Source organism: Paenibacillus sp. FSL P4-0338, from assembly GCF_038002365.1.
Taxonomy (GTDB): Bacteria; Bacillota; Bacilli; order Paenibacillales; family Paenibacillaceae; genus Paenibacillus_AQ.
Map to the genome: position 1 here is coordinate 937,160 of NZ_JBBOCG010000001.1, position 23,647 is coordinate 960,806.

Genomic DNA, 23,647 nt, shown 5'->3' on the forward strand with positions numbered 1-23,647 from the left:
AGCTTATTCCGCACTGGTATCATCCCACTCGATCATGCCGCCGCTCAGGTTAGAGCCTTGAATGCCGAATTGCTGCAGATATTCACAGACCCGCTGGCTGCGGTTGCCGGAACGGCAGATGAAGATGATCTCAGTGTCTGCCGGAAGCTTCTCCGTCTGCTGCGGGATCTGGCCCATCGGGATATGCTGCGCGCCGGGAATCATGCCGAAGGCAACCTCATCCTCTTCACGGACATCGATCAGTACAAGCTCTTCGCCGGCAGCGAGCCGCTTACGCAGCTCCTGCGGTGTAATTTGCGGAATTTCATTCATGGTAGTACCCTCTTTTCTGCCCGAATGGGAATGGATTCTCTTCACGCAATGATAACACAACTGCGGATTACCCTGTCAAACAGGCCCGTACATACAGACTATATATGATGAAGGAGCGCTTATACTATGGACGTTATTGTTAGGCCTACGCCGACGCTGCAAGGAGAATTCGGAGCCCTGTCCTCCAAAAATTACACCACGCGCTACCTGCTGGTAGCCGCTCTCTCTGAAGGAGTCAGCACGATCTACCATCCTGCCCACAGCGAGGACAGCGACGCGATCCGCAGATGTATCGCCGATCTTGGCGCAGTCCTAACCGAAGATGATGAGAAAATCGTAGTGCAGGGGTTCGGACGCCATCCCCGTGACGTCAAGGAGCTGAATGTCGGGAATGCCGGCGCTGTGCTCCGCTTCCTGATGGCAGTGGCTGCGCTTAGCCCGGAGGTTACCTTCGTGAATACGTATCCCGATTCTCTGGGCAAGCGGCCGCATGACGACCTCATTCTGGCACTGGGGCAGCTCGGCGTGGAAGTAGAGCATAATAACGGAAGGCTGCCGATTACGATCCGCGGGGGCAAGCCGCAGGGTGGACGGATTACCGTCTCCGGCGCTGTCAGCTCACAGTATCTCAGCGCACTCTTATTCCTGACCCCGCTGCTTGAAGAAGACAGTGAGATCATCGTGCTGGATGATCTGAAATCCAAGGTGGTCATCGGCCAGACGCTGGAGGTGCTGGAGCAGGCCGGGATCATCGTACATGCGGCGGACGATTATATGTCCTTCAAGGTGCCTGGACGCCAGACCTATGCAGCCAAGACCTATACGGTGCAAGGCGATTATCCGGGATCAGCCGCAGTGCTTGCGGCCGCAGCGGTGACGAAGTCGGATGTGACCATTCACCGGCTGGCTGAGAGAAGCAAGCAGGGGGAGCGGGCTATTGTCGATGTGCTGCGAATGATGGAGGTGCCGCTCACCCATGAGAACGGAACCGTGCATGTGCAGGGGAACGGCATTCTGAAGGCAGTAGAATTCGACGGTGATGCGGCAACCGATGCGGTGCTGGCTATGGTGGCCGCGGCGGTTTTTGCCGAAGGGACCTCACGCTTCTATAATGTGGAGAATCTGCGCTACAAGGAATGCGACCGCATCACGGACTACCTGGCTGAGCTGACCCGGGCCGGTGCGAAGGTCGAGGAACGCAGGGACGAGATCATTGTGCATGGTACACCGGAAGGCGTGGAAGGCGGCGTAACGATTAATGCCCACTATGACCACCGTGTGATTATGGCGCTTACTGTAGTAGGTCTGCGGGCCCGCCAGCCGCTGCTCATCAAGGATGCCCATCATGTGGCGAAGTCTTATCCGCAGTATTTCGATCATCTGCGCTTGCTGGGTGCGGATGTGGAATGGGTGAAGTGAGCATTCTAGGTTCTTTAAGCATCACACCTCTTGCTCCGGAAGATATCTCTTCTGTATCGAAGCTGTTCAAGGTGACGATCGCCGACGCCTTCGAACGGGAAGGATTGGGGCACCTGCAGGCAGACATCCGGCAGGAGACCGCAGCCAAGATACAGATGGCCAATGCTGCGCTGAATCCGCAGGATACGGATGTGTATTTCTGGCTGGCCAGAAGCGGTGGAGTGGTTATCGGCACGGTTTCTTATGCGCCTTGCGGAGAGGACATACGGAACTGCACCGATAACCGCCTATCGGCTGTCGGTGAGCTGGGAAGCTTGTATGTCCTGCCTGAATTTCAGGGGCAGGGTGTAGGCTCAGCTTTAATTGAGGAGGTCACGGTCTTTCTCAGAAAGCGGGGGATTTCCGAATTCTGCCTGGACAGCGGATATAAGCGGGCGCAGGACAGATGGCTGCGGAAATTCGGAACGCCCCATGCAGCAGTGCAGGATTATTGGGGGCCGGATTCCATTCATATGGTATGGCTGTGCAGCGTGGAGGACCCAGAGGATTCTTAGGCACAGAGATAAATTAACAGGTTACGCAAGCTGATGAGGATTTGGAACTTCTGGCGCAGCGCTGTATGATATAGGTGTTGCTGAAAATGACAGAACTGTGGCTTAAGCGGCAAGCAGTGCTGCGGGGGGCATGGACGAAATCAAACGGAAGGGGAAATACACACATGAGCTTTGAGAACCCAAGCAGGGAAGAGATCGGCGAGATTCTGGCTGCGGCAGGAAATATCGCTGTTGTTGGCCTATCCGACAAAACAGACCGCACCTCATATATGGTTGCAGGGGCTATGCAGAGCCGGGGCTACCGGATCATTCCGGTTAATCCGTCAGTGGACGGGGAGATCCTGGGCGAGAAATGCTACCATACGCTGGCGGAGATTCCGGAGCCGGTGGATATTGTGAATGTGTTCCGCCGCAGTGAATACTGCGCGGCTGTTGCGCAGGAGGCTGCTGATATCGGCGCACGTGTGCTCTGGCTGCAGCAAGGGATTGTCAGCCAGGAGGCGGCGGATATTGCCGCTGCGAATCATATGATTGCGATCATGGACCGCTGCATCAAGGTGGAGGAAGCGATCACGATGAAGGGCCGGAGCCGGGGATAAGACGATTCGTGTGCATGATCAGGTGCACAGATGCCGGATATACTTGTAGGTCAGAGTTATCCAGATTAAATTTTGCGGAAACGTACCTCAGACCTGGTTGCAGTATTCTTGATTAGTTCTCGCTAACAATTATTGAAATGATTTACACAGACGAAGAACGTCCTTTACTCCATTAACAAGGGGAGAAGGGCGTTTTTTTGCATTTTCCGGGAGGGGGAAGGTAGATATGGAATTTGAAATGGCACACAGCAGCTTTATGGAGGCACATACGAATGAAAGAACGGGTGAACGGAGGGGGAGGCTGCTGCGCGGACATAACTATGCGGAGAAGCTGTTTCTGCAGAATGTATGGTGGCCGCTATTTGAGTCACTGGAGCATCTGCACCCTGAATATGAGGTGTACGACTGGAACCGGAAGTCGCAGTTTCTGGATTTTGCTTTTCTGCCGCAGAACGGAACCCGCTTTGGCATCGAATGTGACGGTTATCAGAGCCATATCAAGGATATGGACCGGGAAAAATTCAACTATGCGCTGAACCGGGACACCTTCCTTACCGGGATGGGCTGGAAGATGCTGCACTTCTCGTTCGACGATATTCAGCAGCCTCCCGAAGTGTGCCGGATGCTGCTGCAGCTGGCGCTGGCACCGTTTTTGGCGCGGAGTAGAGTGGCCGGAGCACAACTGTTGTCTGGAGGAAAAGACGTATTACGTTTAGCCTGGCAGATTGGAAGACCCCTTCGTCCTAAGGATGTTACAGACTATTTTCAGATCAACTATAGAACGGCGCGCAAGCTGCTCAGCGCTCTGAGCGAGAAAGGACTGCTCCAGCCTGTCGCTGGCGGAAGAGGGATAAGATCCTATGAACTGAGGCCAATGCATCAGGATCAGAGTTGGTGAGAAGACGGAACTTCATTGGTTAAAAGGCTTTGAATAGTCGCAGCCGCACCAGTGTGAATGTATTTTGTACATTAGAATTTAGTCAAAACCCGCGATTTCGAGCTTCTGTTGCATTTTATACAGTAGAATTTTTATTTATGGTTGGTTATGATGTAATTCTGAGAATTCTAATGTACGAAATACAATAGATCGTGGATATGAGCGGAATTTCGGCCAATCTGTTGTACAAAATACAATCACCGCTCTATTGGTAGGCTGTCTATGCTCATGCTACACTTTAGCGGGTGCGAAGGGTGCGAAGGGTGCGAAGGGTGCGAAGGGTGCGAAGGGTGCTGACGGTGCCGTCTTCGTAGCGCGCTTCACCTCCGGTTCATCCCCAGATTCTTTTGACAAAAACTGCTGTAACGCTTACCATTCAATATAGAAAGAAAGGAGAGGGTCGCCTTGAATTGGCTCGGATCTTTGCAGCAGTTGGGCAGAGCCATTATGCTTCCTACCATGGTGCTTCCGGCGGCAGCTATCCTGCTGAGTCTGGGCAGCTTACCGTGGTCTGCATGGGGACTTTCTTCGGTATCCGAAGTGACGACGTACGCGGGGCAAGGAATATTCTATTTCATGCCTTATTTGTTTGCTGTCGGTGTTGCGTGGGGGTTGTCCAATCAGGCCGGACCGGCCGGACTGGCCGCGCTCGCAGGGATGTTCACTTATGACCGGATTGTGTCCAACATGGGAGACGGGGCTGTACAGCCTGCAACTTTAATTGGGATTATCCTTGGGATTGTAGCCGGTGTAGCGCATAACCGGTTTAAGAATATCAAGCTGCCGGAGGCGATCCAGTTTTTTGGAGGGTCGCGTTTTGTTTTGCTGTTCATGGGCTTATTCTCGGCGTTATTCGCCTGGGTCATGCTCGGAGTGTCACCGCTCTTGCAGGAGCTACTCAATGAGCTGTTCAGGGTAGTGCAGGTGACCGGCGGGTATGGAGTGTTTGTCTACGGGGTGCTATACAGGGTGCTGACGGCCTTTGGCCTGCACCATATTCTGAATAATGTGTTCTGGTTCCAATTGGGCTCCTTTACGACGCCTGACGGCAGTGCGGTCGTACAGGGGGATTTGCCGCGCTTTTTTGCCGGCGACCCTACAGCAGGTGTGTTCATGGCCGGGCTGTTCCCGATTATGATGTTCGCTCTGCCGGCAATTGCCTTTGCGATCATTCAGGAAGCACGCGAGGACCTCAAGCCCAAGATCAAGAAGACTTTTTTGCGTGCAGCTTTGGTGTGCTTTCTGACCGGCGTGTCGGAGCAGATTGAATTTGCCTTCCTGTTCGCGTCGCCGTATTTGTTTGCGCTGCATGTGGTCATGTCCGGGCTTGCGATGGTGCTGACCTACTCGCTCGGGATTCATCACGGCTTCTCCTATTCTGCGGGGACCATCGACTTCTTCCTCAACATGCATCTGTCCCAGCGGGCTTGGCTGCTGATTCCGATCGGGATCGGCTATGGCATTGTCTATTATAACGTGTTCCGCTGGGCGATCCGCCGGTTCCAGATACCTACGCCGGGCCGCGAGGAAGGCTCTGAACTGGGCGACTGGGCGGGCAATATCCCGTATCAGGCTCCGCTGATTCTGGAGGCGCTGGGCGGCAAGGAGAATATTGTGCAGGTTCAGGCCTGCATCACCCGGCTGAGATTAACGGTGCATAATGACCGCTTCATAGATACAGGGGCGCTTAAGGGGCTGGGTTCCGCAGGTATTATTAAGCTGGGCGGGGGCAATGTGCAGGTCGTCTTCGGGACGTATTCGGAGCTGATCCGTGAGGAGATTGACAAGCTGATGCTGCGCGATCTGCCGCAGGTGCTGTTCAGTGCGCCGATCCAGGGGCGTATGATGCCGATTGAAGAGGTGCCGGATCATATTTTTGCCGCGAAGCTGGTGGGGGATGGAGTGGCCTTTGTCCCGGAAAAGGGAGAGCTGGTCTCGCCCGTATTCGGCAAGGTGATGCACGTATACCCTACAATGCACGCAGTGGGCATAGCTACGCCCGAAGGGCTCGAGGTGCTCATGCATATCGGGATTGATACTTCGCAGCTTAAGGGGCCGTTTGAGGCGCTTGTACAGGAAGGTGACAGCGTGGAGCCGGGGCAGCTGCTGGTCAAGTTTGATCTGGCCTACTTGAAGGAGCATGCCGCTTCACTGGCGACACCGATGGTGATTACCAACCCGGACCGGGTCAAATCCTGGAGCTATGCGCCATTCAAAAACGTGAAAAAGGGGCAGTCTTCCGTTATGTCCGTGGTACTACATGAAAGCAATGTTGGAGGGATCGAAGCATGATACAAGGCATAGGCGCCGCAGCAGGTGTTGCCATCGGGAAGGCCTTTGTCTTGCCGAACTGGGAATGGAGTCTGCCGGACACCCAGGTCAATCCGGTGGATCTGGCGAAGGAGTTCGAACGGTTGTACGAAGGCATTCGAACCTCCAAGGACGAAATCGAGTTTATCAAAAAAGAATTCCGCGAGGTCGTCGGACCAGAGGAATCGAGTATTTTCGATGCCCATCTGGCAATTCTGGATGATCCGGTGTTCATGAGCGAAATCCGCGGCATTATCGAACGCCAATACAAGGCGGCCGAGGTGGCGGTCAAGGAAGCGATCGACCACTTCGTGGCGATGTTCGATTTGCTCGACGATGAATATATGAAGGAGCGGGCTGTGGACATTAAGGATGTCGGTAACCGCCTGCTGAAGCATCTCCTGGGTGCGCCTGAGGTCACTCTGCCGTCGGATACCCAGCCGTACATCCTGGTAGCGAAGGAGTTGTCCCCCTCACAGCTGGCGCATTTGAATCCGGCGTATGTGCTGGGCATCGTGACGATGATGGGCGGCAAAACCTCGCATTCCTCCATCATGGCCCGTGCGCTCGGCATTCCGCTGGTGGCGGGCCTGGAGAACAAGATCCTGACTCCTATCCAGACAGGGGACATGCTGGTGCTCGATGGGGAGACCGGAGCGGTCATGATTCATCCGGATGAATCCACACTTCTTGACTTCAACACCAGACGCGCGAAGCAGCAGCGGAAGCGGGAACAATTGGAGCTGCTTGCAACCGTTGAAGCGGTGACGAAGGACGGTGTGTCTCTGCGGCTGGCCGGCAATATCAGTTCCGTGAAGGAGCTGAATATGGCGCTGAAATACGGGGCCGAGGGAGTGGGGCTGTTCCGCACAGAGTTTCTGTACATGGACCGCAGTTCTTTTCCGACAGAGGAGGAGCAGTTCGAAGTCTACAAGCTGGTCGCGGAAAAAGTCGGCAAGGAGTCCGTGGTCATCCGCACGCTTGATATCGGGGGAGACAAGCATCTGGATTACTTCCAGCTGCCGGAGGAGCAGAACCCGTTCCTTGGCTACCGGGCCATCCGGATCAGCTTGGACCGCAAGGACATGTTCAAAACCCAGATTACAGCCATTCTGCGGGCCAGTCATTACGGCAATGTCCGGATGATGTTCCCGATGATCTCTTCTGTCGAAGAGGTGCAGGCGGCCAAAGCGGTGCTGAACGAGGTGAAAAGTGAGCTGGACAGCCGGGGAGTACCGTATAACCGCGAGATGAAGGTAGGTATAATGATCGAGGTTCCGGCCGCAGTGATGATTGCCGACCTGCTGGCAGAGGAAGTGGACTTCTTCAGTATCGGCACGAATGATTTGGTGCAGTATGTACTGGCTGTGGACCGGATGAATGAGCAGATTGCCCATATGTATCATCCGTACCATCCGGGAGTGCTGCGCATGATCCGCATGACGGTGGATGCGGCACGCAGCGTAGGCATCGATGTCAGTGTATGCGGCGAGATGGCCGCAGACGAGCGCTCACTGCCGCTCTGGCTGGAGCTGGGGATCGGTGTTCTGAGCATGTCGCCGCAAGCCTTGCTGAAGGTGAAGCACCGTACGCTGAACACCCTGGCTTCTGAGGCCAGAGAGATTGCGAAGGTCTGCTTCCGCAACCGCACCAGCTCGGAAACAGAGGAGCAGCTTACAGCTTTTGTAGGACGGAGCGGATTCCCGCTGGGCGCTGGCGGAGATTCCAAAGAGAAGACGTCATAGCCTTCTAGCGGCCGAATATTATTGGCGTACAAGGACAAGTTGAACAAGAATATTGATATTAAGTCCGGGGTGAGGGTCAAGGGGGCCATACACACCGGGCTTTTTTCAATGATAAGAATGTATATGTTTTGGGGTTCCCGCAAAGTATCTGAGTCATCATCGAAGCTTAATCCCCACTTTGTGGGGTTATTTTGCTTTGAAATTACAGGAGAACAAGCCCGCTGTCAAAAAAGCAAAACCGTTTGGACTACTCGGCAGTCAGTATATACAGAAGTCAAAAAAAAGAAAGGGGAGACTAAGCCTGGATGGAACATACGTGGGAAGGCGAGCAGGTGCGCCACTTGAATGAACAGGAGCAGCTGTTTATCAGCCGGGTACTGGAGCAGAAGAAAATACTCTACAGCATTGCGTACAGCTACTTGCGCAGCGAGGCTGAGTCACTTGAAATGGTTCAGGAAACTACATACCGGGCCTGGGTCAAGCGCAGGAGCCTGAAGGACGAGGGCCGGTTCGCACCCTGGCTGACCCGGATTCTGATCAACTGCTGCAAGGATGAACTGAAACGGAGGAAGCGGCTGGCTGCTCCTGTGCCGGAACCGGCAAGCGCTGGACTACAGGAGATGACCAGTGACCGTAAGCTGGATATGGAGCAGGCCCTGGAAGCGGTAAAGCCGAAATACCGTCAGGTGCTTGTGCTGAAATACTACCGGGATATGACGCTGACAGAAATTGCCGAGGTGCTGGGTAAGCCGGAAGGAACGGTTAAGACCTGGCTGAACAAGGGACTTAAGCAGTTGCGCGACAAAATGAGAATCAAAGGGGGACTATAGCATGGTCAAGACAGAAGAAGAGCTGCTGAAGGAGTACTACCACAGTCTGTCGGCAGAAGCGGATGAGGTTGCAGAGATGAAGCTGAATACGGCAATCCGTAAAGGCATAACGCGTTCACGCAGAAGCTCTATGTCACTAAGGAAGCGTTATGCTCTGGCTACAGCGGCGGCAGTACTTGGGATTGTGCTGTTATTCTCCTTTCCCCGGGCGGGTGAGGTGTTGAAGACCCAAGGGGCAGCTCCCGATCAGGCAGCAATATATCAGAGCTACGGACCCCTTGAAAAGTACATTCCAGCTGTGATGACCACAAACGCCGTATCTTCGGCAATCGAGGCTGGCCTTGTACAGCGCATTACGGGTGTTACCGCGGAGCAGAACGGATTTGTCCTGACTGTAGACGGAATTGCTGTAGATCAGAAGGGGATTATCATTTTGTATTCCTTGCAGAATAAGACTGATGAGAAGGCCCGAGTAGCACATATTCAGTTAACATCAGCTGTTTCAAATCCTTTGCATACATCCCTGGGGCCTGAGAACTCAATTTCCCCAAATCGTATAACCTACGGGTATGAATTAAGGCAGTGGGAGAGTGATGCAGACGCTCTTCCCGATCAATTTACGTTTGAGCTGGAGCTTGGTAAATACAAACAGTTTGCCCCAGCTTCAGCAGACAGCCTTTACGCTAAACTGTCTGTAGCCATTCCGCTGGACCGGGAGCAGCTCGCCAAGGCAGGAGAAACCATACATGTAGACAAAACACTGGAAATAGACGGTCAGAAAATTAAAATTAATCAGGTCTATCTGGCCGCCTCCGGCATTTATCTGGACTATACCTGCGACCCGCTGAACTCCAAACAGATCTTCTCCATGTACAAACCGGGGCTCTTGGCAGGCGGCAGTGGTGATTATACGTATCTGGCTTTACGCGCCGCCAGCTTTACGGACAGTGGGGGCAGACTGATATTTGCAAACGACAGCAGTTCTACACAATCGCTCCAGCTGCAAATCAATGGAATTCTGGCGCTGGATAAGAAGGCAACCCAATTAATTGTAGATACGGATAAGCAACAAATTATCAAGGCTCCGGATCCGTATCTGCAAATGTCCGTTCACAACACGGAGAGGGGCTCTACGATGGTGCTGGAGTATGATTCTCAGGCACAGACTAACAGTATCTACAATAACTTAATGCTGGGGCGAAAATTCACCGATGGAGCAGGTTCAGTTCATTCAGCAGATAAGTTTGATATCGATATTCCGCTGCGCACGGAGCCGGAGAATGCGAAGTCAATCCCTCACATGTATTACCAGGGTCTGGGCAGTAATAAATACCCGCAGCCGCTGACGTTCACCATTAAGGCATATCCTGCCCTGATCAAAGAGAAACTGTCCGTTCCAATCCGGTAATCCTCCTTTAAAAGCAGGAACAAGCCCTGAACCCTGTCAGACGACAGGGCAGGGCTTGTTGTTTGTATCAGATATCACTATTGCCTGCTATTCACCAGCAAGCGCATCGCAGAACGCTTTGCCGTAAGGCGGCAGATCCGGCGGGCGGCGGGCGGAGATGATATGGCCGTCAGTGACTACAGGCTCGTCCTTCCAGATGGCTCCAGCGTTCTCCATATCGTCACGGATGCCCGGTGTGGAGGTGACGGTGACCCCTTCAAGTATTTTGGCGGAGATTAAGACCCAGCCTGCATGGCAGATCTGTCCAATCGGCTTCTTCGCAGTATTGAAATCCTGCACCAGCTTCAGCACTGCGCTGTACCGGCGGATTTTGTCGGGAGCCCAGCCTCCGGGAACAAGGATGCCGTCATAGTCGGCTGCCTTAAGCTCATCCCAGCTGTATTCAGCAGTGGCCGGGACGCCATATTTGCCGACATATGTCTTCCCCTTCTCAAGGCCGGCCAAATGAACCTCGGCCCCTTCCTCGCGGACGCGGTATACGGGATACCACAGCTCAAGATCTTCAAATTCATCGTCCACCAGCGCAATGACTTTTTTACCTGACAGTCTCATTCTATACAGCTCCCTTCGGCTTAACTTCCTGATATCTATGTCATTCTATCAAAAGAGACACGTGAAGTCACATTTTGATATGGAAAAAAATAAAATCATTGCCAATTAAAACATGATATGCAAACTTGCAGGGATTCAGGGGAATGAAGTCGAATACTAGAAAGGGAAAAGGCAAAACCATGCGTTTTTAAAAGATCATTCTGAGGTGTGGGAGATGTATAAGGAACAATTAATGAAGAAGTCTTGTGGCTGCGGCGGGATCATGACCATACATATGCATACGCTGATTTATAGTGCGAAGATCAAAATTACTCATGTCCCTGTATATACCTGCGGGCAATGCGCCCGCTATGAGCCCTTGCCGGTTATCAAGCGTGACCTGGGTCTGCTGATCCAGGAGCTTGGAGAGCGTCCTGCGGGCAAGCTGCATTTGTCCTTTGCGGACCGCAATGAGTGGGCCAGTGTGCTGAAGGATACGCTTTCTGCGGGCCTGTTTGCCGGTGGCTTGCCGGAACTGGAGGAGTCTATCCGCACGGCTATGCAGAGCCGGATTGATCTGCTGCTGGATGTATACCGCACGGCTGCGGATCTGTCTGACCGGAAATGGATGGAAGAAATAGGCCTCCGGCTATCCCAGTTGACGGCTCAATCGGCAGAAAGTGCCAAATAAAGAGTATTTTTTGACATTTTGAAAAAAAGTCTGCAAAAACAATGAAAAATTTTCAGTGAATGTTGGATTTTTCACGCGCTTTTTGATACGATAGAGAAAGCTTATAGAAATCTTGAAATTTTAAGGGCTTTCATCTGGAAGTTACTGGAGGATCAGAAATTGGCGGAAGGCGTTAAAGCCGCGCCAGGACTGGCGTTTCAACCTTTGAAAGAAATTTTGAAAGGAAAATGAAGCGTTATCATTGCACAATTGTACAAAGTGTCGTATCATAATTTTAATTAGTCGAACGATAAAATTTATCGCAATGGAGAGAGTAATTTGACGGTAACCATTTACGATGTAGCTCGAGAAGCAGGCGTATCTATGGCTACGGTATCACGGGTTGTGAATAATAACCCCAACGTGAAACCGCAGACCCGGAAGAAGGTTTTTGAAGCGATTGAGCGTTTGGGCTATCGTCCGAATGCTGTGGCGAGAGGTCTCGCCAGCAAGAAAACGACAACCGTAGGGGTTGTTATCCCTGATATCTCAAACTCGATTTTTGCGGAAATTGCACGCGGGATTGAAGATATTGCCAATATGTATCACTACAACATTATTCTCTGTAACGCTGACAAGCGCAAAGAGAAAGAGATTCGTGTCATTAACACACTGCTCGAGAAGCAGGTGGACGGGCTGCTGTTCATGGGCGGAACCGTTACGGAAGAGCATATTCAGGCGTTCCAGACCTCTGCTGTGCCTATCGTACTCTGTGCGACCCGCGATGAGAAGGGAACGTATCCTTCCGTGGATATCGACCACGAGACGGCTGCATTTGATGCAGTGAATACGCTGATCCGCCACGGACACCGTGAGATCGCCATGATCAGCGGCACACTGCAGGACCCTGCGAACGGATATGCCCGGTTCCACGGCTACAAGAAGGCGCTGGAAGCGGCAGGTATCGAGTATCAGGAGGATCTGGTGCGCATCGGTAACTATCGATACGAATCCGGTGTCGAAGCGATGAAGTACTTCCTGGGTCTGAAGAAGAAGCCGACAGCTATCTTTGCCGCTACCGATGAGATGGCAATTGGCGCCATTCACAGTATTCAGGATGAAGGCCTTAAGGTACCGGATGACTTCTCGATTATCAGTGTAGACAACATCCGGATGGCTTCGATGGTTCGTCCGCTCCTCACTACTGTAGCACAGCCGATGTATGATCTCGGTGCTGTAGCGATGAGACTGCTGACGAAGCTGATGAAGAAGGAGACCGTTGAGAATCCGCGGGTAATTTTGCCGCATGAGACCATTCTTCGTCTGTCTGTCAATCATGTCAACAAATAAGATCAGTATGTCTAGCACGTGAATATAGGTTTCTTAAGAAGCTCCTTCGGGAGCTTTTTATGTTTGCGGTCAGAAAATTCAAGGGGGCTATGAAATGAGCGGAGTGCTGGGTCTGATTGGCGCAATGGATGAAGAAATCAAGCTGCTGCTGGAAGAGATGGAGAATCGGCAGACCACGGTGAAGGCCGGAATTACCTTTTATGCAGGGACAGTGTTCGGGAAAGCAGCTGTGGTCTGCAAATCAGGAGTAGGGAAGGTGAACGCCGCAGTAACCACACAGATTCTGCTGGACAGCTTCGACGTAGAGCAGGTGCTGTTCACAGGAGTGGCCGGAGCGCTGCATCCTGAGCTGAACATCGGGGATATTGTTATTTCGTCCTCCTGTATTCAGCATGATATGGATGTTACAGCGCTCGGTTATGCCAGAGGGGTGATTCCCTATCAGGAGACCTCCGCCTTCCAGGCAGATCCTCTGCTGGTGAAGTTAGCAGAAGAGGCTTGTCAAGAGCTGAAGCAGAAGTCTGTAACTGGCATTGTACTGTCCGGGGATCAATTCATCGCCAGCAGGGCATCAGTAGCTATGCTGCGTGAGCAACTGGACGGGGCCTGTGCAGAGATGGAGGGTGCGGCGGTTGCCCAAGTCTGCCATATGAACGGGATACCTTTTGTAGTCGTACGTTCAATGTCAGACAAGGCAGACGGCTCAGCCCATGTAAATTACAGTGAGTTCACCGTAACTGCCTCGCAGCATTCGCATGCCATTCTGGAGCATATGCTTAAGGCAATGTAACCTGCATGCAGGCCGCCTGAATTAATACATAAACCGCTGTCTGAAGCGCACCCGGTCGAAGGTCTCGCGGGAGGATAGCGGTACTTCCTGACCCATGCGGACCATGAGGCAATTGGCCGGATGCGAGCAAATCTCCGGATCATCGGTAGCATACCACACCATATCTACCGTCTTCATCAGCTTCTCCATCATCTGGCGGTACTCCCATACGGTAAGGCCGCTCCCCTTGAGGTCCCAGTGCCAATAATATTCGGTTGTGAATACGATGCAGTTCTCCAGTTGTCCCTCTTCAAAAGCGCTTGAAACCAGCAGCTTCGCAAGCCCGCTCCCGCGGTACTCGTCAGCCACTTCTATAGCTCCCAGCTCAATCAGATCTTCCATTCCGCCCTGAGACCATAACTCCAGTTCATCCGGATAATGAAAAGTGACATAGCCCACGATAACGTCTGAGACCACTGCTGCTACGATGCGTCCTTCAGGTAAGCCCGATATCTCTATCAAGGCTTCAAGCTGCTCCTGCGGCTTACGGAAGGCGTCCAGATCTCGGTGCATACTTAAGGTCTGAAGCGTTTCGGCGGATAAGGGTCCGCGGACAGAAATCAGCCGGCCTTGATGCTCTATCGTATGGAATACAGGGATTTTATAATGCTCCATGCTTGGGCTCCCTCCGGTTCACTATAATATGGAATGTAACCGCTTCCTGTGATATACTGATTCCGACACGGAATATTCACATTTAGAACGTTGACGCAATTAATAGAAGTAGATGGTACCCTTAAAGCTTAAAGCAAACCAGAAGGGGAGGCAAGAGTAATGGGGCAAGTTCAAGGCGAAATTTTGCCGGGCCGGGTGCAGCGCTCGAATATGGAGGATTATTCCCGGGCAGTTGACGAATTCCGGTGGGAGGATGTCGAGCGCAGCTTCTCCTGGCATGGGACCGGCAAGGTGAATATGGCACATGAAGCGATCGACCGTCATGTCGACGAGGGGCGTGGGGCTGCTACGGCACTGATCTACAGCGATGCGGTGCGAGAGGAGCGGTACACCTTCGCCGACTTAAGGGAACGGTCGAACAAGTTCGGTAATGTACTACGCAAATACGGAATCGGCAAAGGCGACCGGGTGTTCATCTTCATGCCGCGTACCCCGGAGCTGTATTTCAGCCTGCTCGGCATACTGAAGACGGGAGCAGTAGCAGGTCCTCTGTTCGAGGCGTTCATGGAGACGGCGGTCAAGGACCGGCTGGAGGACAGCGGAGCCGTGGCGCTGGTGACCACGCCGGAGCTGCTGCACCGGGTGAAGCGGGAGCAGCTCCCAGGACTGCGCCATATCTTTGTGGTAGGAGCTTCTGCTGCTGAAGATTCGGGGCTGCTGAGCTATGAAGCGGAGATGGCTGAGGCGTCCGCTGAGCTGGAACCGGAATGGCTGAGCCTGGACGACGGTCTGATTATGCATTATACCTCCGGTTCCACCGGGAAGCCCAAAGGCATCTACCATGTACAGAGAGCCATGATCCAACACTATTATACAGGCAAGGTAGTCCTGGATTTGCGGCCGGAGGATGTGTACTGGTGCACGGCCGATCCGGGTTGGGTGACTGGAACCTCTTATGGGATCTTTGCCCCCTGGCTAAATGGGGTAGCGAATGTAATCCGTGGAGGCCGCTTCAGTCCGCTGGATTGGTATAAGACGATTGAACGCTTTGGGGTGACGGTATGGTACAGTGCGCCTACGGCTTTCCGGATGCTGATGGGGGCTGGTAAGGAGACTCTGGAGGGGATCGATCTCAGCAGTCTGCGTCATGTGCTGTCTGTCGGCGAGCCGCTGAACCCTGAGGTCGTGCGCTGGGGCGACAAAATCTATCAGCAGCGGATTCATGATACGTGGTGGATGACCGAGACGGGAGCGCAGCTCATCTGCAACTACCCGGGAATGGACATCAAACCAGGCTCCATGGGGCGGCCGTTGCCGGGGATTGAGGCAGCTATCCTTGATGACCGCGGCAACGTGCTGCCGCCTTATGCCATGGGCAATCTGGCTATTCGCACCCCCTGGCCGTCCATGATGGGCAAGGTGTGGAATAACCAGGCTAAATACGATGAATACTTCCGAATTCCGGGATGGTATATCTCCGGGGATTCGGCGTATATGGATGAAGACGGCTACTTCTGGTTCCAGGGCCGGATTGATGATGTGATCAATTCCTCCGGGGAGCGGATTGGACCTTTCGAGGTCGAGAGCAAGCTGGTGGAGCATCCGGCTGTCGCGGAGGCTGGGGTCATCGGCAAGCCGGATGTCATGCGCGGAGAGATCATCAAGGCCTTCATCTCGCTGCGGGACGGATACAGTCCAACCGCGGAGCTGAAAGAAGAGATCGCGGCATTTGTCAAAGCCGGCCTGTCTGCCCATGCTGCACCGCGTGAAATCGAGTTCAAGGATAAGCTGCCCAAGACCCGGTCCGGCAAAATTATGCGCCGTGTACTGAAGGCCTGGGAGCTGCATCTTCCGGCAGGCGATTTGTCTACCATCGAAGACTAGGCAGAATTTAAAAAAGCCCGTTCCCCTTATCCCGGGGAACGGGCTTTTGAAGCTTCTACTGAAGTCTGACTGCCCTGCTTAACGTCCGGAGTTGCCTGGTGCGTTAGTGGCGGTACTGCCTCCGGCATTCCCGCCCGTATTCCCGCTGGTATTGCCTGCGGGCTTCCCGCCGCTGTTTCCGCCGGCTGCATTGGTACCGCCTAACGGAGTTGAATCATCAACGGCAGGCGGCTGAACAATGATCATGCCAGGGTCTTCCGTACTATCCGGGATGATTCCGGCGTCCGGTGTCGGTTCTGCGTCCGGCGTCTGTTCCGGAGTTGGCGTAGGCTCAGGTGTAGGCTTAATGCCGCCAGCCACACTGCCGGAAGCAGTCTCATGTCCGGCTACGTCCACGGCAGCCACATAGAAGGTAGCATTAGCGCCTGCCGGAGTACCCGGCTTGAAGACGGTACTTTCCCCAGCCGAGAGAACGGCCTGCTTTTGGAAAGATCCGCCGTTCAGGGAACGGTATAGGCGGTAGCCGACAACATCCGGCGAACCGCTTGGAGTGAACGTAACTACAGCTTTGCCGGTACTGTAGGAGACGATGACTTCACCGGGAGCACTTGGCCCGTTGCCGTCATCGACCCGCGGATCGACCTCGGTCGGATAGTCGGTCTTAGCATCCTGCGGCATGTAGTACGCCAGTGACTCATGTGATTTCATTGCCGGGAAGGCAGCCAGCAGCTCTTTGACCAGCTCCTGAATCGGCTTCTCGCGCTTGACTACGATCTTCTCCTTCAAGAAATCCTCAGGAGTTCCTTCCAGAGGGATGTAGTTCACCCCGTTGTAAGTGATATATTTGGCATTGGAAATTCCGTCGTCGCTCTCCTTAGGAACGAATTTAGCATTGAACAGATCCGTTGTGAATCTATCCGTCAGCTTGGAAGGCTTCTTGCCGCTGTATGCCGAGACTGTCGCTTTGACGATGCCCTCCGGCTGGGCGAATTCCTTCGTACTGAACAGCTCTGGACGCTTGTCAATCACTGTATTCATTACCTTGGCCCACAGGGTTTGCGCTTGACGCTTCTGCATATCTCCCTGAAGGGTATTGACCTGCTCTTTGTAGCCCACCCAAATTCCAAGGGTGACATCCGGGGAATAGCCCATGAACCAGACATCCCCATAGTTCTGGGTGGAGCCGGTTTTGCCGACAATCGGAACTTCCTTGAAATGCTTATAGTTCCTCTTCACTGTAGTTGCTGTTCCGTCAGTAATTACGGTGCGCAGCATATCCGTCATCAGATAAGCGGTCTGCTTGGAGAAGACCTGCTCCGGGTTAACTTTATGCTGGTAGACGATTTTACCCTGACTGTCCACGATCTTCTCGATCATATAAGCATCATTGAAGGCACCGCCGTTACCGATGGAGGAATAAGCGTTGGTCAGCTCTTCCACGGATACCCCGTATTTCAGACCCCCGATAACCCCGGTCTGAGCGCTATAATCATTGTCCTGGATGGTAGTAATCCCCAGCTTCTTGGAGAAGGTCCAGGCCTTCTCAATTCCCACCTTGTCATTGAACAGCTTCAAGGCGGGAAGGTTCAGGGATTTGTTCAGGGCATAACGGGCGGTAACCAGACCCTGATAACGGTTGTTGGCGTTCTTGGGAATATGGTAGCCTTTGCCCCCGTCCTTCATGACAATCGGCGCATCATCCAGAATGCCGGCAGGCTGAATGAGCCCTGCATCCAGTGCAGGCAGGTACGCCGCAATCGGCTTCATAGTGGAGCCGGGCTGGCGAATCATTTGGGTGGCGTAGTTCATCTGCTCGATGTTGAAATCGCGCCCTTCAATCATGCCGAGAATCGCGCCGGTCTTATTATTGATCATCATACCGGCTGTCTGTTCCTTGCCTCTGGCCTTGCTGTCCTTGGTGAAATTACTGCTGTCATCCGAGATGCTATGCATCGCACTGTACACTTTCTTATCTATGGTGGTGTACACCCGGTAGCCGCCTGTCATCAACTGCTGCCGCGCTTCCTCCAGCAGCTGGGCAGAATCGGTGGCAGCGGCCGCCTTGTCTGACGTACCCTGGTTCAGCTTCAACAGGATCTCGGAGGCTTTGCGTTCGGTCTCCATCATGAGATAAGGGAAGGTGGCATAGGCCTTCTTCGTATGCGGAGCAAGGGAGCTCTTGATATCGAAGAGCAGCGCCTCGTCGTACTGGGAAGTGGTAATCTTGTTCTCCTCCAGCATCCGCCGCAAGACCAGCTTCTGGCGGTCCATCGCCCGGCCGAAGGCCGTCTCGTTGAATTCACCTATGCCATTGAATGCGGAATACTTGGAGGGGAGCTGGGGCAAGCCGGCGAGATACGCCGCCTGGGCCACATTCAGCTTCTCCAGATCATCCAGGCCGAAGATGCCTTTGGCGGCGGCCTTGATACCGAATACATTATAGCCGTTGGAACCGTTCCCGAAAGGAACCTTATTTAAATAAGCCGTTAAAATCTCCTGCTTGGACAAGAAACGTTCCAGCCGCAGGGACAGCAGGATTTCCTTCACCTTGCGGTCTTCCGTGCGGTCCAGGTTCAGGAACACGCGCCGTGCAAGCTGCTGGGTCAGGGTACTGCCCCCGGTCTGAACGGATTCGTTCAGTACCTTTTGCTTGACGGCCCGCAGGGTGCCGCTGAAATCCACCCCTTTATGATTGTAGAAATTATTGTCCTCTATAGCGAGAACGGCATCAATCACAAGCTGCGGGATATCGTTGAATTCAATAAGTCTGCGGTCTTCTTCTGTGCGGAGCTGGCCGATCGGCTGTCCGTCACTGAAATAGGCAAAGCCGGTAATGGCGTTCAGCCCAACCTGCTGCTGGATTAGTTCTTCGGGCCGGACCGGGTCGTCCTTCACTATTGAAGTGACGTAGCCGGCTACAGCGCCGCCGGCGAACAGGCAGCCGAGTATACCGAGTATGAACATCCACTTCACAACTGAACCGAACCTGCGGAGCCAGGATCTGCGCGGTGGACGCTGTTTTGCGGTCTTCTTTTTCTTCTCCTCAACCATCGACGATAATCCTCCTTTTAACGGAACTATTATAGCACAATTTGGCGATTTTGAATGCGCTTCTGCCGGAGAGGATTTTCAAAATAACCCCATAAAGTGGGGACTTCAGCTTAAATATAAGATTTTATATGTTGCACACGATACATTATCCTTCTATTTCTGGTTGAAACGGTACCGTCCTCTAAAAGGACGGCAAAGCCGATTCCACTTGCGATGATGACTCGGATACTGTGCGGAGGCCCCAAAATATATAAATTCTTATCATAAAAAAAGCTCCCGGATAGAAATCCGGGAGCTTTGATCAGATTCCGCTCTAAGCGAATCTTAACGGTTGTAGAATTCGACGATTTGCTTCTCATCGATATCCTGGGACAGCTCGGCACGTTCTGGCAGACGAAGGAATTTACCTTCGAATGATCCGTCAGCATATTCCAGGTAGCCTGGAAGGTGGGAGCGGTTGTCGAGAGCTTCTTTGATCGAAGTCATAGCGCGGCTTCTTTCGCGGAGTCCGATAACGTCGCCAATGCTTACACGGTAAGAAGCGATGTCGACTTTTTTGCCGTTAACGGTTACGTGGCCATGGGATACCAACTGGCGTGCACCTGCACGGGAGTTAGCGAATCCAAGACGGTAAACCAGGTTGTCCAGGCGGCTTTCGAGCAGGAACATGAAGTTTTCGCCCGCAATACCCTGGAGCTTTTGTGCCTTAGTGAAAAGAGTTTTAAACTGCTTTTCGCCCAGGCCGTACATGTGGCGCAGTTTTTGTTTTTCCAAAAGCTGCATTCCGTAGTTACTTACTTTTCTGCGTTGGTTAGCGCCGTGCTGTCCTGGTGGGAAAGGGCGTTTCAGGTCTTTGCCTGTACCGCTAAGGGAAATGCCCAGACGGCGGCTGAGTTTGAATTTAGGTCCGGTGTAACGTGCCATATTATAGTAGACTCCTTTTAATGAAAAAAATTTATTGTAGGGCCTATTTGCGCCGCAATTCGTATCCGTGAAAGCGTTAAATGGTTTCACACTGCCGAGGGAAGTTCAGCCGCTGCCCTGGCAGTAACGAAATGCGTAGAGGGTGACACAACGTTACGCCCAATAAGACTTGTTACAGTCTTGTTCAACAATAAATATTATATGAAAATGACAGTCAAAGTCAAGCGCAACTTAAAAGAGTTTTTGTCTAGGTTTGTCGTTAGTTCTTTGGTCCTAAAAAAAATCCCGGTTTTGCGGAAAATATAATGCAATACCTCAAGAAAGGGAGTAAAATATAACTAATTGGATGTTATCGGAAAACTGTGATTTCAAATATCCTGACTATATATACGCTGGATTGGTAATGTCTCTACTATAGAATCAGGGGGCGTACTCCGGTCTGGCCTGATTGAAGATGCAAAGGAGGTACTCTTTATGTCAGAGCAGGAGGCATACGGCCATAAGGATCGGGACAGCCGTATGCTGTTACAGGACATGAGGCAATCTGGCGGAGGAGATGTAGATCCCGCCGCCTGGCTGAAGGAGACGGATATCGTGTCTCATGATTTCCCCTACGCCGCCAGCTTAATTGCCGAGAGCTTCAGGGAATGGCAAGGACAAGGAGTCCCCTCCTTCACGAAGGCCTGGAGCTGGTGTGTGCTGAATTATAAAGGTGATTGGATTGAGCCCGGCTCTGAATTCCGGCAGGGGCGCTGGAGAGCAGAGTGGGAAGAAGCGGCGGGAATCTGCCTGCAGACAGGCGGGATGTATGCCGCCGAGGTTCTGGAGGAAGGACAAGCCTATTCATTTCTGGCTTTGCCGGTATTTACGCGCGGGCACGGGGAAATATTTGCCGTGCTTGGCTGCAGAATGCCTGCGGAGCAGTACGAGTCGGGCGGGAAGCATACGGCTGAAGCGATGGCGATGCATTTCCAGACCTGCTTTTATCACCAGTTTGAGCATGTGTTTGTCTCGGATCTTGCGGGGATTCATCTGCATGCCGAGCGTGAGGGCAGCCGCCGTTCGCTGCTTTTTCAGATTGTCCAGCGTATGCATGACAACATCGATGTAGACGCCGTACTGACGGAGGTCATTGACAGTATCGCTGCAATGTATCCGGGGGCGCGGCTTGATTTGTTCATGTCACAGGACCATCGCAGCACGCATCCTCAGGTCAAGCCGCTTCCGCTGACATGGTCAAGCAATGATGTCTGTGACCGGGCCTTCAAGGATGGGCGGGTCACACTTCATGCCGGGCGTGATGAGAACGGGACTGTTGAGGTAGGGCTTCCGCTCGGCGGTAAGCAGGGAGTATACGGTGTATTTCATATGATTATGGACAAGGCATCCTTCCATGAGCTGGATCTTAGCTTTCTGACCATGGTCGCGGATACCGCCGGTACAGCGTTTGAGAATGCGAAGCTGTATGAACGCTCCAACCAGCTGATCAGGGAACTGCGTATGAGCAATGAGCTTACCCAGCGGCTGAACCAGAGCCTCAGGCTCGGCGATATTTTCCAGTTTGCCTTTGAAGAGCTGCTGGCTATGTTCGAGGCGGATTATTGCTGTATCCTCCATAAGAATGAAGAACGCGGCGGGCTTGAAGTTATAGCCTGCAATTATTTGCCGCTGCTGGGTGAAATATTGGATGGCAATCAGGGGCTCGGGGGTAAGGTTTACGCTACGGGAGAGCCGCTGCTGCTCTCCGATTACAAATATGCTGCGGGGCAGACTTCGACGCTGATGGATGCTACCGGCGCAGAGTCGCTGATCGCTACTCCGCTGAATGTGGGCGGAGAGGTGCGGGGAGCCATTATGCTGGCGCATAAGCAGGCCCACTTCTTCTCCTATGACAGCTACAGGCTGCTGCAGGCGATGGCCGGTCATATCGGACTGGCTGTCGGAAATGCGAGGCTTCATGCCGAGGTGCGCCGCCTGGCGAACCGGGATACGCTGACCGGACTCTTTGCCCGTCACTATCTGGATGAAGAGATTAAGCAGCGACAGTCGAGTGATTTTTGTGGAACCCTGATCGTGGTGGACATTGACCAGTTCAAGATGGTGAACGACACCTATGGACACCAGAAGGGGGACAAAATCCTGAAGCAGGTCAGCGACATCGTGAAGACCTCGATCCGTCAGGGGGATGTCGCCGCCAGATGGGGCGGGGAAGAGCTTGCGGTCTATCTTCCTCAGCTTGGGGTGCAGCAGGCCGTATTCGTAGGGGAGCGTATCCGCAAGCGTGTAATGGGAGAGACCGAGCCGCGTGTGACCGTGTCCTGCGGGGTCGCCGAATGGAGCTGGACCGATGACCGGGTTAGTGTCGAATCTCTCTTTTACCGGGCAGATATGGCGCTCTACGAAGCTAAGAACAACGGGCGCAATCAGGTAGTGATCGATAACAAAACCACAGAGAATAATTCGAAGAATCCTTGGGCTTAGGCCTTAAGGATTTTTCTTTTTGTGTGCAAATCTAAGAACTTATATGTTTAGGGGTCCCCGCAAAGACCCTGAATAGACATCAAAGCTTAAGCGTCACTTTGAGGGGTGTTTTGCGTCATCCGGCGTATAAGGCCTGTATTCAGGGAGACCCTAGGTAGAATGCAGGTACACTCTATTTTTTGCGGAAAGGGCTTGATGGCCATGATGAACTTACGACGCGTCCGCACGGGATTTCTTGCACTGCTGACGCTCTCCAGCCTTGCATTCTGCGGGTGCACGGTGATGAAGGACAAACCGGCTGCGGAGGATTTGAATCTGGTAATGGCGGGGATGGATGGCACTGACGGGGTGTCCTTCGAAGGAGCGGCTGCGCTGCTGATCGACGGGAAGACGGTCCCGGAATCTTCGCTCTACTATGGGGGTAAGGTTGCGGATCACAACGAGATCAGCCTCTATTCGCTTCTGCCGGACGGCGGACAACCCGCTCCTGCGGCGGAGTCCGGTCCGCATTCTCTGAAGCAGGGCTCGGGTGATGCGCCAGTCTATTATACACGCATGGTGAAGGAAGACGGGAAATGGACGATGAAGCAGGCCTCTCCGGCCCTGGGCGGCAGTAATCCGCTGGAGGCGCTGAATCCGCTGCGCCAGCTGGAGGAGCTGGAGAAGCTGGACAAGAAGGTGACGGAGGAAGCGGGCAGCGCCAGAGGGACCCGGGTCCTGCGGATTGAATTAACGGCAGAGGAGGCGCGCAGACAGCTCTCGGCAGAGCTTACGCAGAAGATGCAGGCAATCAAGCCGGCTGCCCGTGGAGACGCTGCTGTGCCTGCTGACACTCACGCTAAGGCACTTGCGGCTAAGAGCGCACTGTGGGAACAGAAGCTGACAGAGCTGCAGCAGAGGCTGAACCAGGCGGATATCCGTACGGTATATTATCTTAAGGTCGACCCGAAGCGGAATCTGCCCACCCGGCTGACCTCGAACCGCACCCTAACCTATCCCGGCAAGGCCGGAGCGACCACGGAAGAAGCCTATATTACGCAGGTGGATTTCTACGGTTATAAGTGAGCGGTTCTCTTCCCGCAGATGGCTTGCGCTCTATGACAGGCGTGCTACAATATAACGGTATGTTTATTTTCAG

The 23,647-nt window shown here is 53.2% G+C and carries 19 protein-coding genes; 14 read left to right on the forward strand and 5 right to left on the reverse strand.

The annotated features are described in order from the left end of the window. Nucleotides 1-3 precede the first annotated feature (3 nt). Nucleotides 4-312: a rhodanese-like domain-containing protein gene (locus MKZ07_RS04010; protein WP_036695026.1), complete on the reverse strand. Its 309-nt coding sequence runs from the start codon at nt 310-312 to the stop codon at nt 4-6. A 126-nt stretch (nt 313-438) separates the two neighbouring features. Here MKZ07_RS04010 and aroA point away from each other — a divergent pair, with 126 nt between their 5' ends. From aroA to MKZ07_RS04050, 8 genes are all read left to right on the forward strand, one after another. Beyond that, the gene (gene aroA / locus MKZ07_RS04015) at nt 439-1,731 is read left to right on the forward strand and encodes a 3-phosphoshikimate 1-carboxyvinyltransferase (RefSeq protein WP_036695025.1); all 1,293 of its coding nucleotides are present in this window, start codon (nt 439-441) and stop codon (nt 1,729-1,731) included. Further along, nucleotides 1,719-2,285: a GNAT family N-acetyltransferase gene (locus tag MKZ07_RS04020; protein ID WP_051493472.1), complete on the forward strand. Its 567-nt coding sequence runs from the start codon at nt 1,719-1,721 to the stop codon at nt 2,283-2,285. The genes aroA and MKZ07_RS04020 overlap by 13 nt, the downstream gene beginning before the upstream one ends. Before the next feature lie 164 nt (nt 2,286-2,449). Continuing rightward, nucleotides 2,450-2,884 carry a CoA-binding protein gene (locus MKZ07_RS04025; protein WP_036695024.1) on the forward strand — a complete coding sequence of 145 codons (435 nt, stop codon included), beginning with the start codon at nt 2,450-2,452 and terminating at the stop codon, nt 2,882-2,884. Between the two features lie 226 nt (nt 2,885-3,110). Next, complete coding sequence (locus MKZ07_RS04030; protein ID WP_341024625.1) at nt 3,111-3,782, forward strand: hypothetical protein; 672 nt, start codon at nt 3,111-3,113, stop codon at nt 3,780-3,782. A gap of 444 nt (nt 3,783-4,226) precedes the next feature. Then, nucleotides 4,227-6,113 carry a glucose PTS transporter subunit IIA gene (locus tag MKZ07_RS04035; RefSeq protein ID WP_036695021.1) on the forward strand — a complete coding sequence of 629 codons (1,887 nt, stop codon included), beginning with the start codon at nt 4,227-4,229 and terminating at the stop codon, nt 6,111-6,113. Next, nucleotides 6,110-7,876: a phosphoenolpyruvate--protein phosphotransferase gene (gene ptsP / locus MKZ07_RS04040; RefSeq protein ID WP_036695020.1), complete on the forward strand. Its 1,767-nt coding sequence runs from the start codon at nt 6,110-6,112 to the stop codon at nt 7,874-7,876. Before MKZ07_RS04035 ends, ptsP begins: the two co-directional genes overlap by 4 nt. Nucleotides 7,877-8,181: 305 nt before the next feature. Beyond that, entirely contained in the window at nt 8,182-8,706 is a 525-nt protein-coding gene (locus MKZ07_RS04045; RefSeq protein ID WP_051493471.1) for a sigma-70 family RNA polymerase sigma factor, read from the forward strand. A gap of 1 nt (nt 8,707) precedes the next feature. Then, nucleotides 8,708-10,114 (forward strand): DUF4179 domain-containing protein, encoded by a 1,407-nt coding sequence (locus tag MKZ07_RS04050; protein WP_341024631.1) that lies wholly within the window; start codon nt 8,708-8,710, stop codon nt 10,112-10,114. An 87-nt stretch (nt 10,115-10,201) separates the two neighbouring features. Here MKZ07_RS04050 and MKZ07_RS04055 read toward each other — a convergent pair whose 3' ends face one another. Then, nucleotides 10,202-10,726 carry a type 1 glutamine amidotransferase domain-containing protein gene (locus MKZ07_RS04055; protein WP_036695018.1) on the reverse strand — a complete coding sequence of 175 codons (525 nt, stop codon included), beginning with the start codon at nt 10,724-10,726 and terminating at the stop codon, nt 10,202-10,204. A 232-nt stretch (nt 10,727-10,958) separates the two neighbouring features. Here MKZ07_RS04055 and MKZ07_RS04060 point away from each other — a divergent pair, with 232 nt between their 5' ends. From MKZ07_RS04060 to MKZ07_RS04070, 3 genes are all read left to right on the forward strand, one after another. Beyond that, complete coding sequence (locus tag MKZ07_RS04060) at nt 10,959-11,396, forward strand: hypothetical protein (RefSeq protein ID WP_036695129.1); 438 nt, start codon at nt 10,959-10,961, stop codon at nt 11,394-11,396. A gap of 318 nt (nt 11,397-11,714) precedes the next feature. Beyond that, the gene (gene ccpA / locus MKZ07_RS04065) at nt 11,715-12,725 is read left to right on the forward strand and encodes a catabolite control protein A (protein ID WP_036695017.1); all 1,011 of its coding nucleotides are present in this window, start codon (nt 11,715-11,717) and stop codon (nt 12,723-12,725) included. A 94-nt stretch (nt 12,726-12,819) separates the two neighbouring features. Beyond that, the gene (locus MKZ07_RS04070; RefSeq protein WP_341024634.1) at nt 12,820-13,515 is read left to right on the forward strand and encodes a 5'-methylthioadenosine/adenosylhomocysteine nucleosidase; all 696 of its coding nucleotides are present in this window, start codon (nt 12,820-12,822) and stop codon (nt 13,513-13,515) included. 21 nt (nt 13,516-13,536) lie between these two features. On the opposite strand, the gene MKZ07_RS04075 is transcribed toward MKZ07_RS04070, so the two are convergent. Further along, nucleotides 13,537-14,169, reverse strand: coding sequence for a GNAT family N-acetyltransferase (locus tag MKZ07_RS04075; RefSeq protein WP_036695015.1), 633 nt, complete (start codon nt 14,167-14,169; stop codon nt 13,537-13,539). Nucleotides 14,170-14,328: 159 nt separating this feature from the next. Here MKZ07_RS04075 and acsA point away from each other — a divergent pair, with 159 nt between their 5' ends. Beyond that, nucleotides 14,329-16,053 carry an acetate--CoA ligase gene (gene acsA / locus MKZ07_RS04080; RefSeq protein WP_076154696.1) on the forward strand — a complete coding sequence of 575 codons (1,725 nt, stop codon included), beginning with the start codon at nt 14,329-14,331 and terminating at the stop codon, nt 16,051-16,053. Between the two features lie 78 nt (nt 16,054-16,131). Here the strand turns inward: acsA and MKZ07_RS04085 are convergent, their stop codons facing one another. Continuing rightward, complete coding sequence (locus tag MKZ07_RS04085) at nt 16,132-19,104, reverse strand: transglycosylase domain-containing protein (RefSeq protein ID WP_076154698.1); 2,973 nt, start codon at nt 19,102-19,104, stop codon at nt 16,132-16,134. 324 nt (nt 19,105-19,428) lie between these two features. Beyond that, nucleotides 19,429-20,028, reverse strand: coding sequence for a 30S ribosomal protein S4 (gene rpsD / locus MKZ07_RS04090; protein ID WP_340754084.1), 600 nt, complete (start codon nt 20,026-20,028; stop codon nt 19,429-19,431). A 474-nt stretch (nt 20,029-20,502) separates the two neighbouring features. On the opposite strand from rpsD, the gene MKZ07_RS04095 reads away from it, so the two are divergent. Then, nucleotides 20,503-22,509 carry a sensor domain-containing diguanylate cyclase gene (locus MKZ07_RS04095; protein WP_341024639.1) on the forward strand — a complete coding sequence of 669 codons (2,007 nt, stop codon included), beginning with the start codon at nt 20,503-20,505 and terminating at the stop codon, nt 22,507-22,509. 201 nt (nt 22,510-22,710) lie between these two features. Next, nucleotides 22,711-23,574, forward strand: a complete 864-nt coding sequence (locus tag MKZ07_RS04100) for a hypothetical protein (protein ID WP_341024642.1) — start codon at nt 22,711-22,713, stop codon at nt 23,572-23,574. Nucleotides 23,575-23,647 lie beyond the last annotated feature (73 nt).

Bases quoted from the DNA above. Each gene is read 5' to 3' on its own strand.
- MKZ07_RS04010 (WP_036695026.1), bottom strand. From the start codon at position 312: ATGAATGAAATTCCGCAAATTACACCGCAGGAGCTGCGTAAGCGGCTC.
- aroA (WP_036695025.1), top strand. From the start codon at position 439: ATGGACGTTATTGTTAGGCCTACGCCGACGCTGCAAGGAGAATTCGGA.
- MKZ07_RS04020 (WP_051493472.1), top strand. From the start codon at position 1,719: ATGGGTGAAGTGAGCATTCTAGGTTCTTTAAGCATCACACCTCTTGCT.
- MKZ07_RS04025 (WP_036695024.1), top strand. From the start codon at position 2,450: ATGAGCTTTGAGAACCCAAGCAGGGAAGAGATCGGCGAGATTCTGGCT.
- MKZ07_RS04030 (WP_341024625.1), top strand. From the start codon at position 3,111: ATGGAATTTGAAATGGCACACAGCAGCTTTATGGAGGCACATACGAAT.
- ptsP (WP_036695020.1), top strand. From the start codon at position 6,110: ATGATACAAGGCATAGGCGCCGCAGCAGGTGTTGCCATCGGGAAGGCC.
- MKZ07_RS04045 (WP_051493471.1), top strand. From the start codon at position 8,182: ATGGAACATACGTGGGAAGGCGAGCAGGTGCGCCACTTGAATGAACAG.
- MKZ07_RS04050 (WP_341024631.1), top strand. From the start codon at position 8,708: ATGGTCAAGACAGAAGAAGAGCTGCTGAAGGAGTACTACCACAGTCTG.
- MKZ07_RS04055 (WP_036695018.1), bottom strand. From the start codon at position 10,726: ATGAGACTGTCAGGTAAAAAAGTCATTGCGCTGGTGGACGATGAATTT.
- MKZ07_RS04060 (WP_036695129.1), top strand. From the start codon at position 10,959: ATGAAGAAGTCTTGTGGCTGCGGCGGGATCATGACCATACATATGCAT.
- MKZ07_RS04070 (WP_341024634.1), top strand. From the start codon at position 12,820: ATGAGCGGAGTGCTGGGTCTGATTGGCGCAATGGATGAAGAAATCAAG.
- MKZ07_RS04075 (WP_036695015.1), bottom strand. From the start codon at position 14,169: ATGGAGCATTATAAAATCCCTGTATTCCATACGATAGAGCATCAAGGC.
- acsA (WP_076154696.1), top strand. From the start codon at position 14,329: ATGGGGCAAGTTCAAGGCGAAATTTTGCCGGGCCGGGTGCAGCGCTCG.
- MKZ07_RS04085 (WP_076154698.1), bottom strand. From the start codon at position 19,104: ATGGTTGAGGAGAAGAAAAAGAAGACCGCAAAACAGCGTCCACCGCGC.
- rpsD (WP_340754084.1), bottom strand. From the start codon at position 20,028: ATGGCACGTTACACCGGACCTAAATTCAAACTCAGCCGCCGTCTGGGC.
- MKZ07_RS04095 (WP_341024639.1), top strand. From the start codon at position 20,503: ATGTCAGAGCAGGAGGCATACGGCCATAAGGATCGGGACAGCCGTATG.
- MKZ07_RS04100 (WP_341024642.1), top strand. From the start codon at position 22,711: ATGATGAACTTACGACGCGTCCGCACGGGATTTCTTGCACTGCTGACG.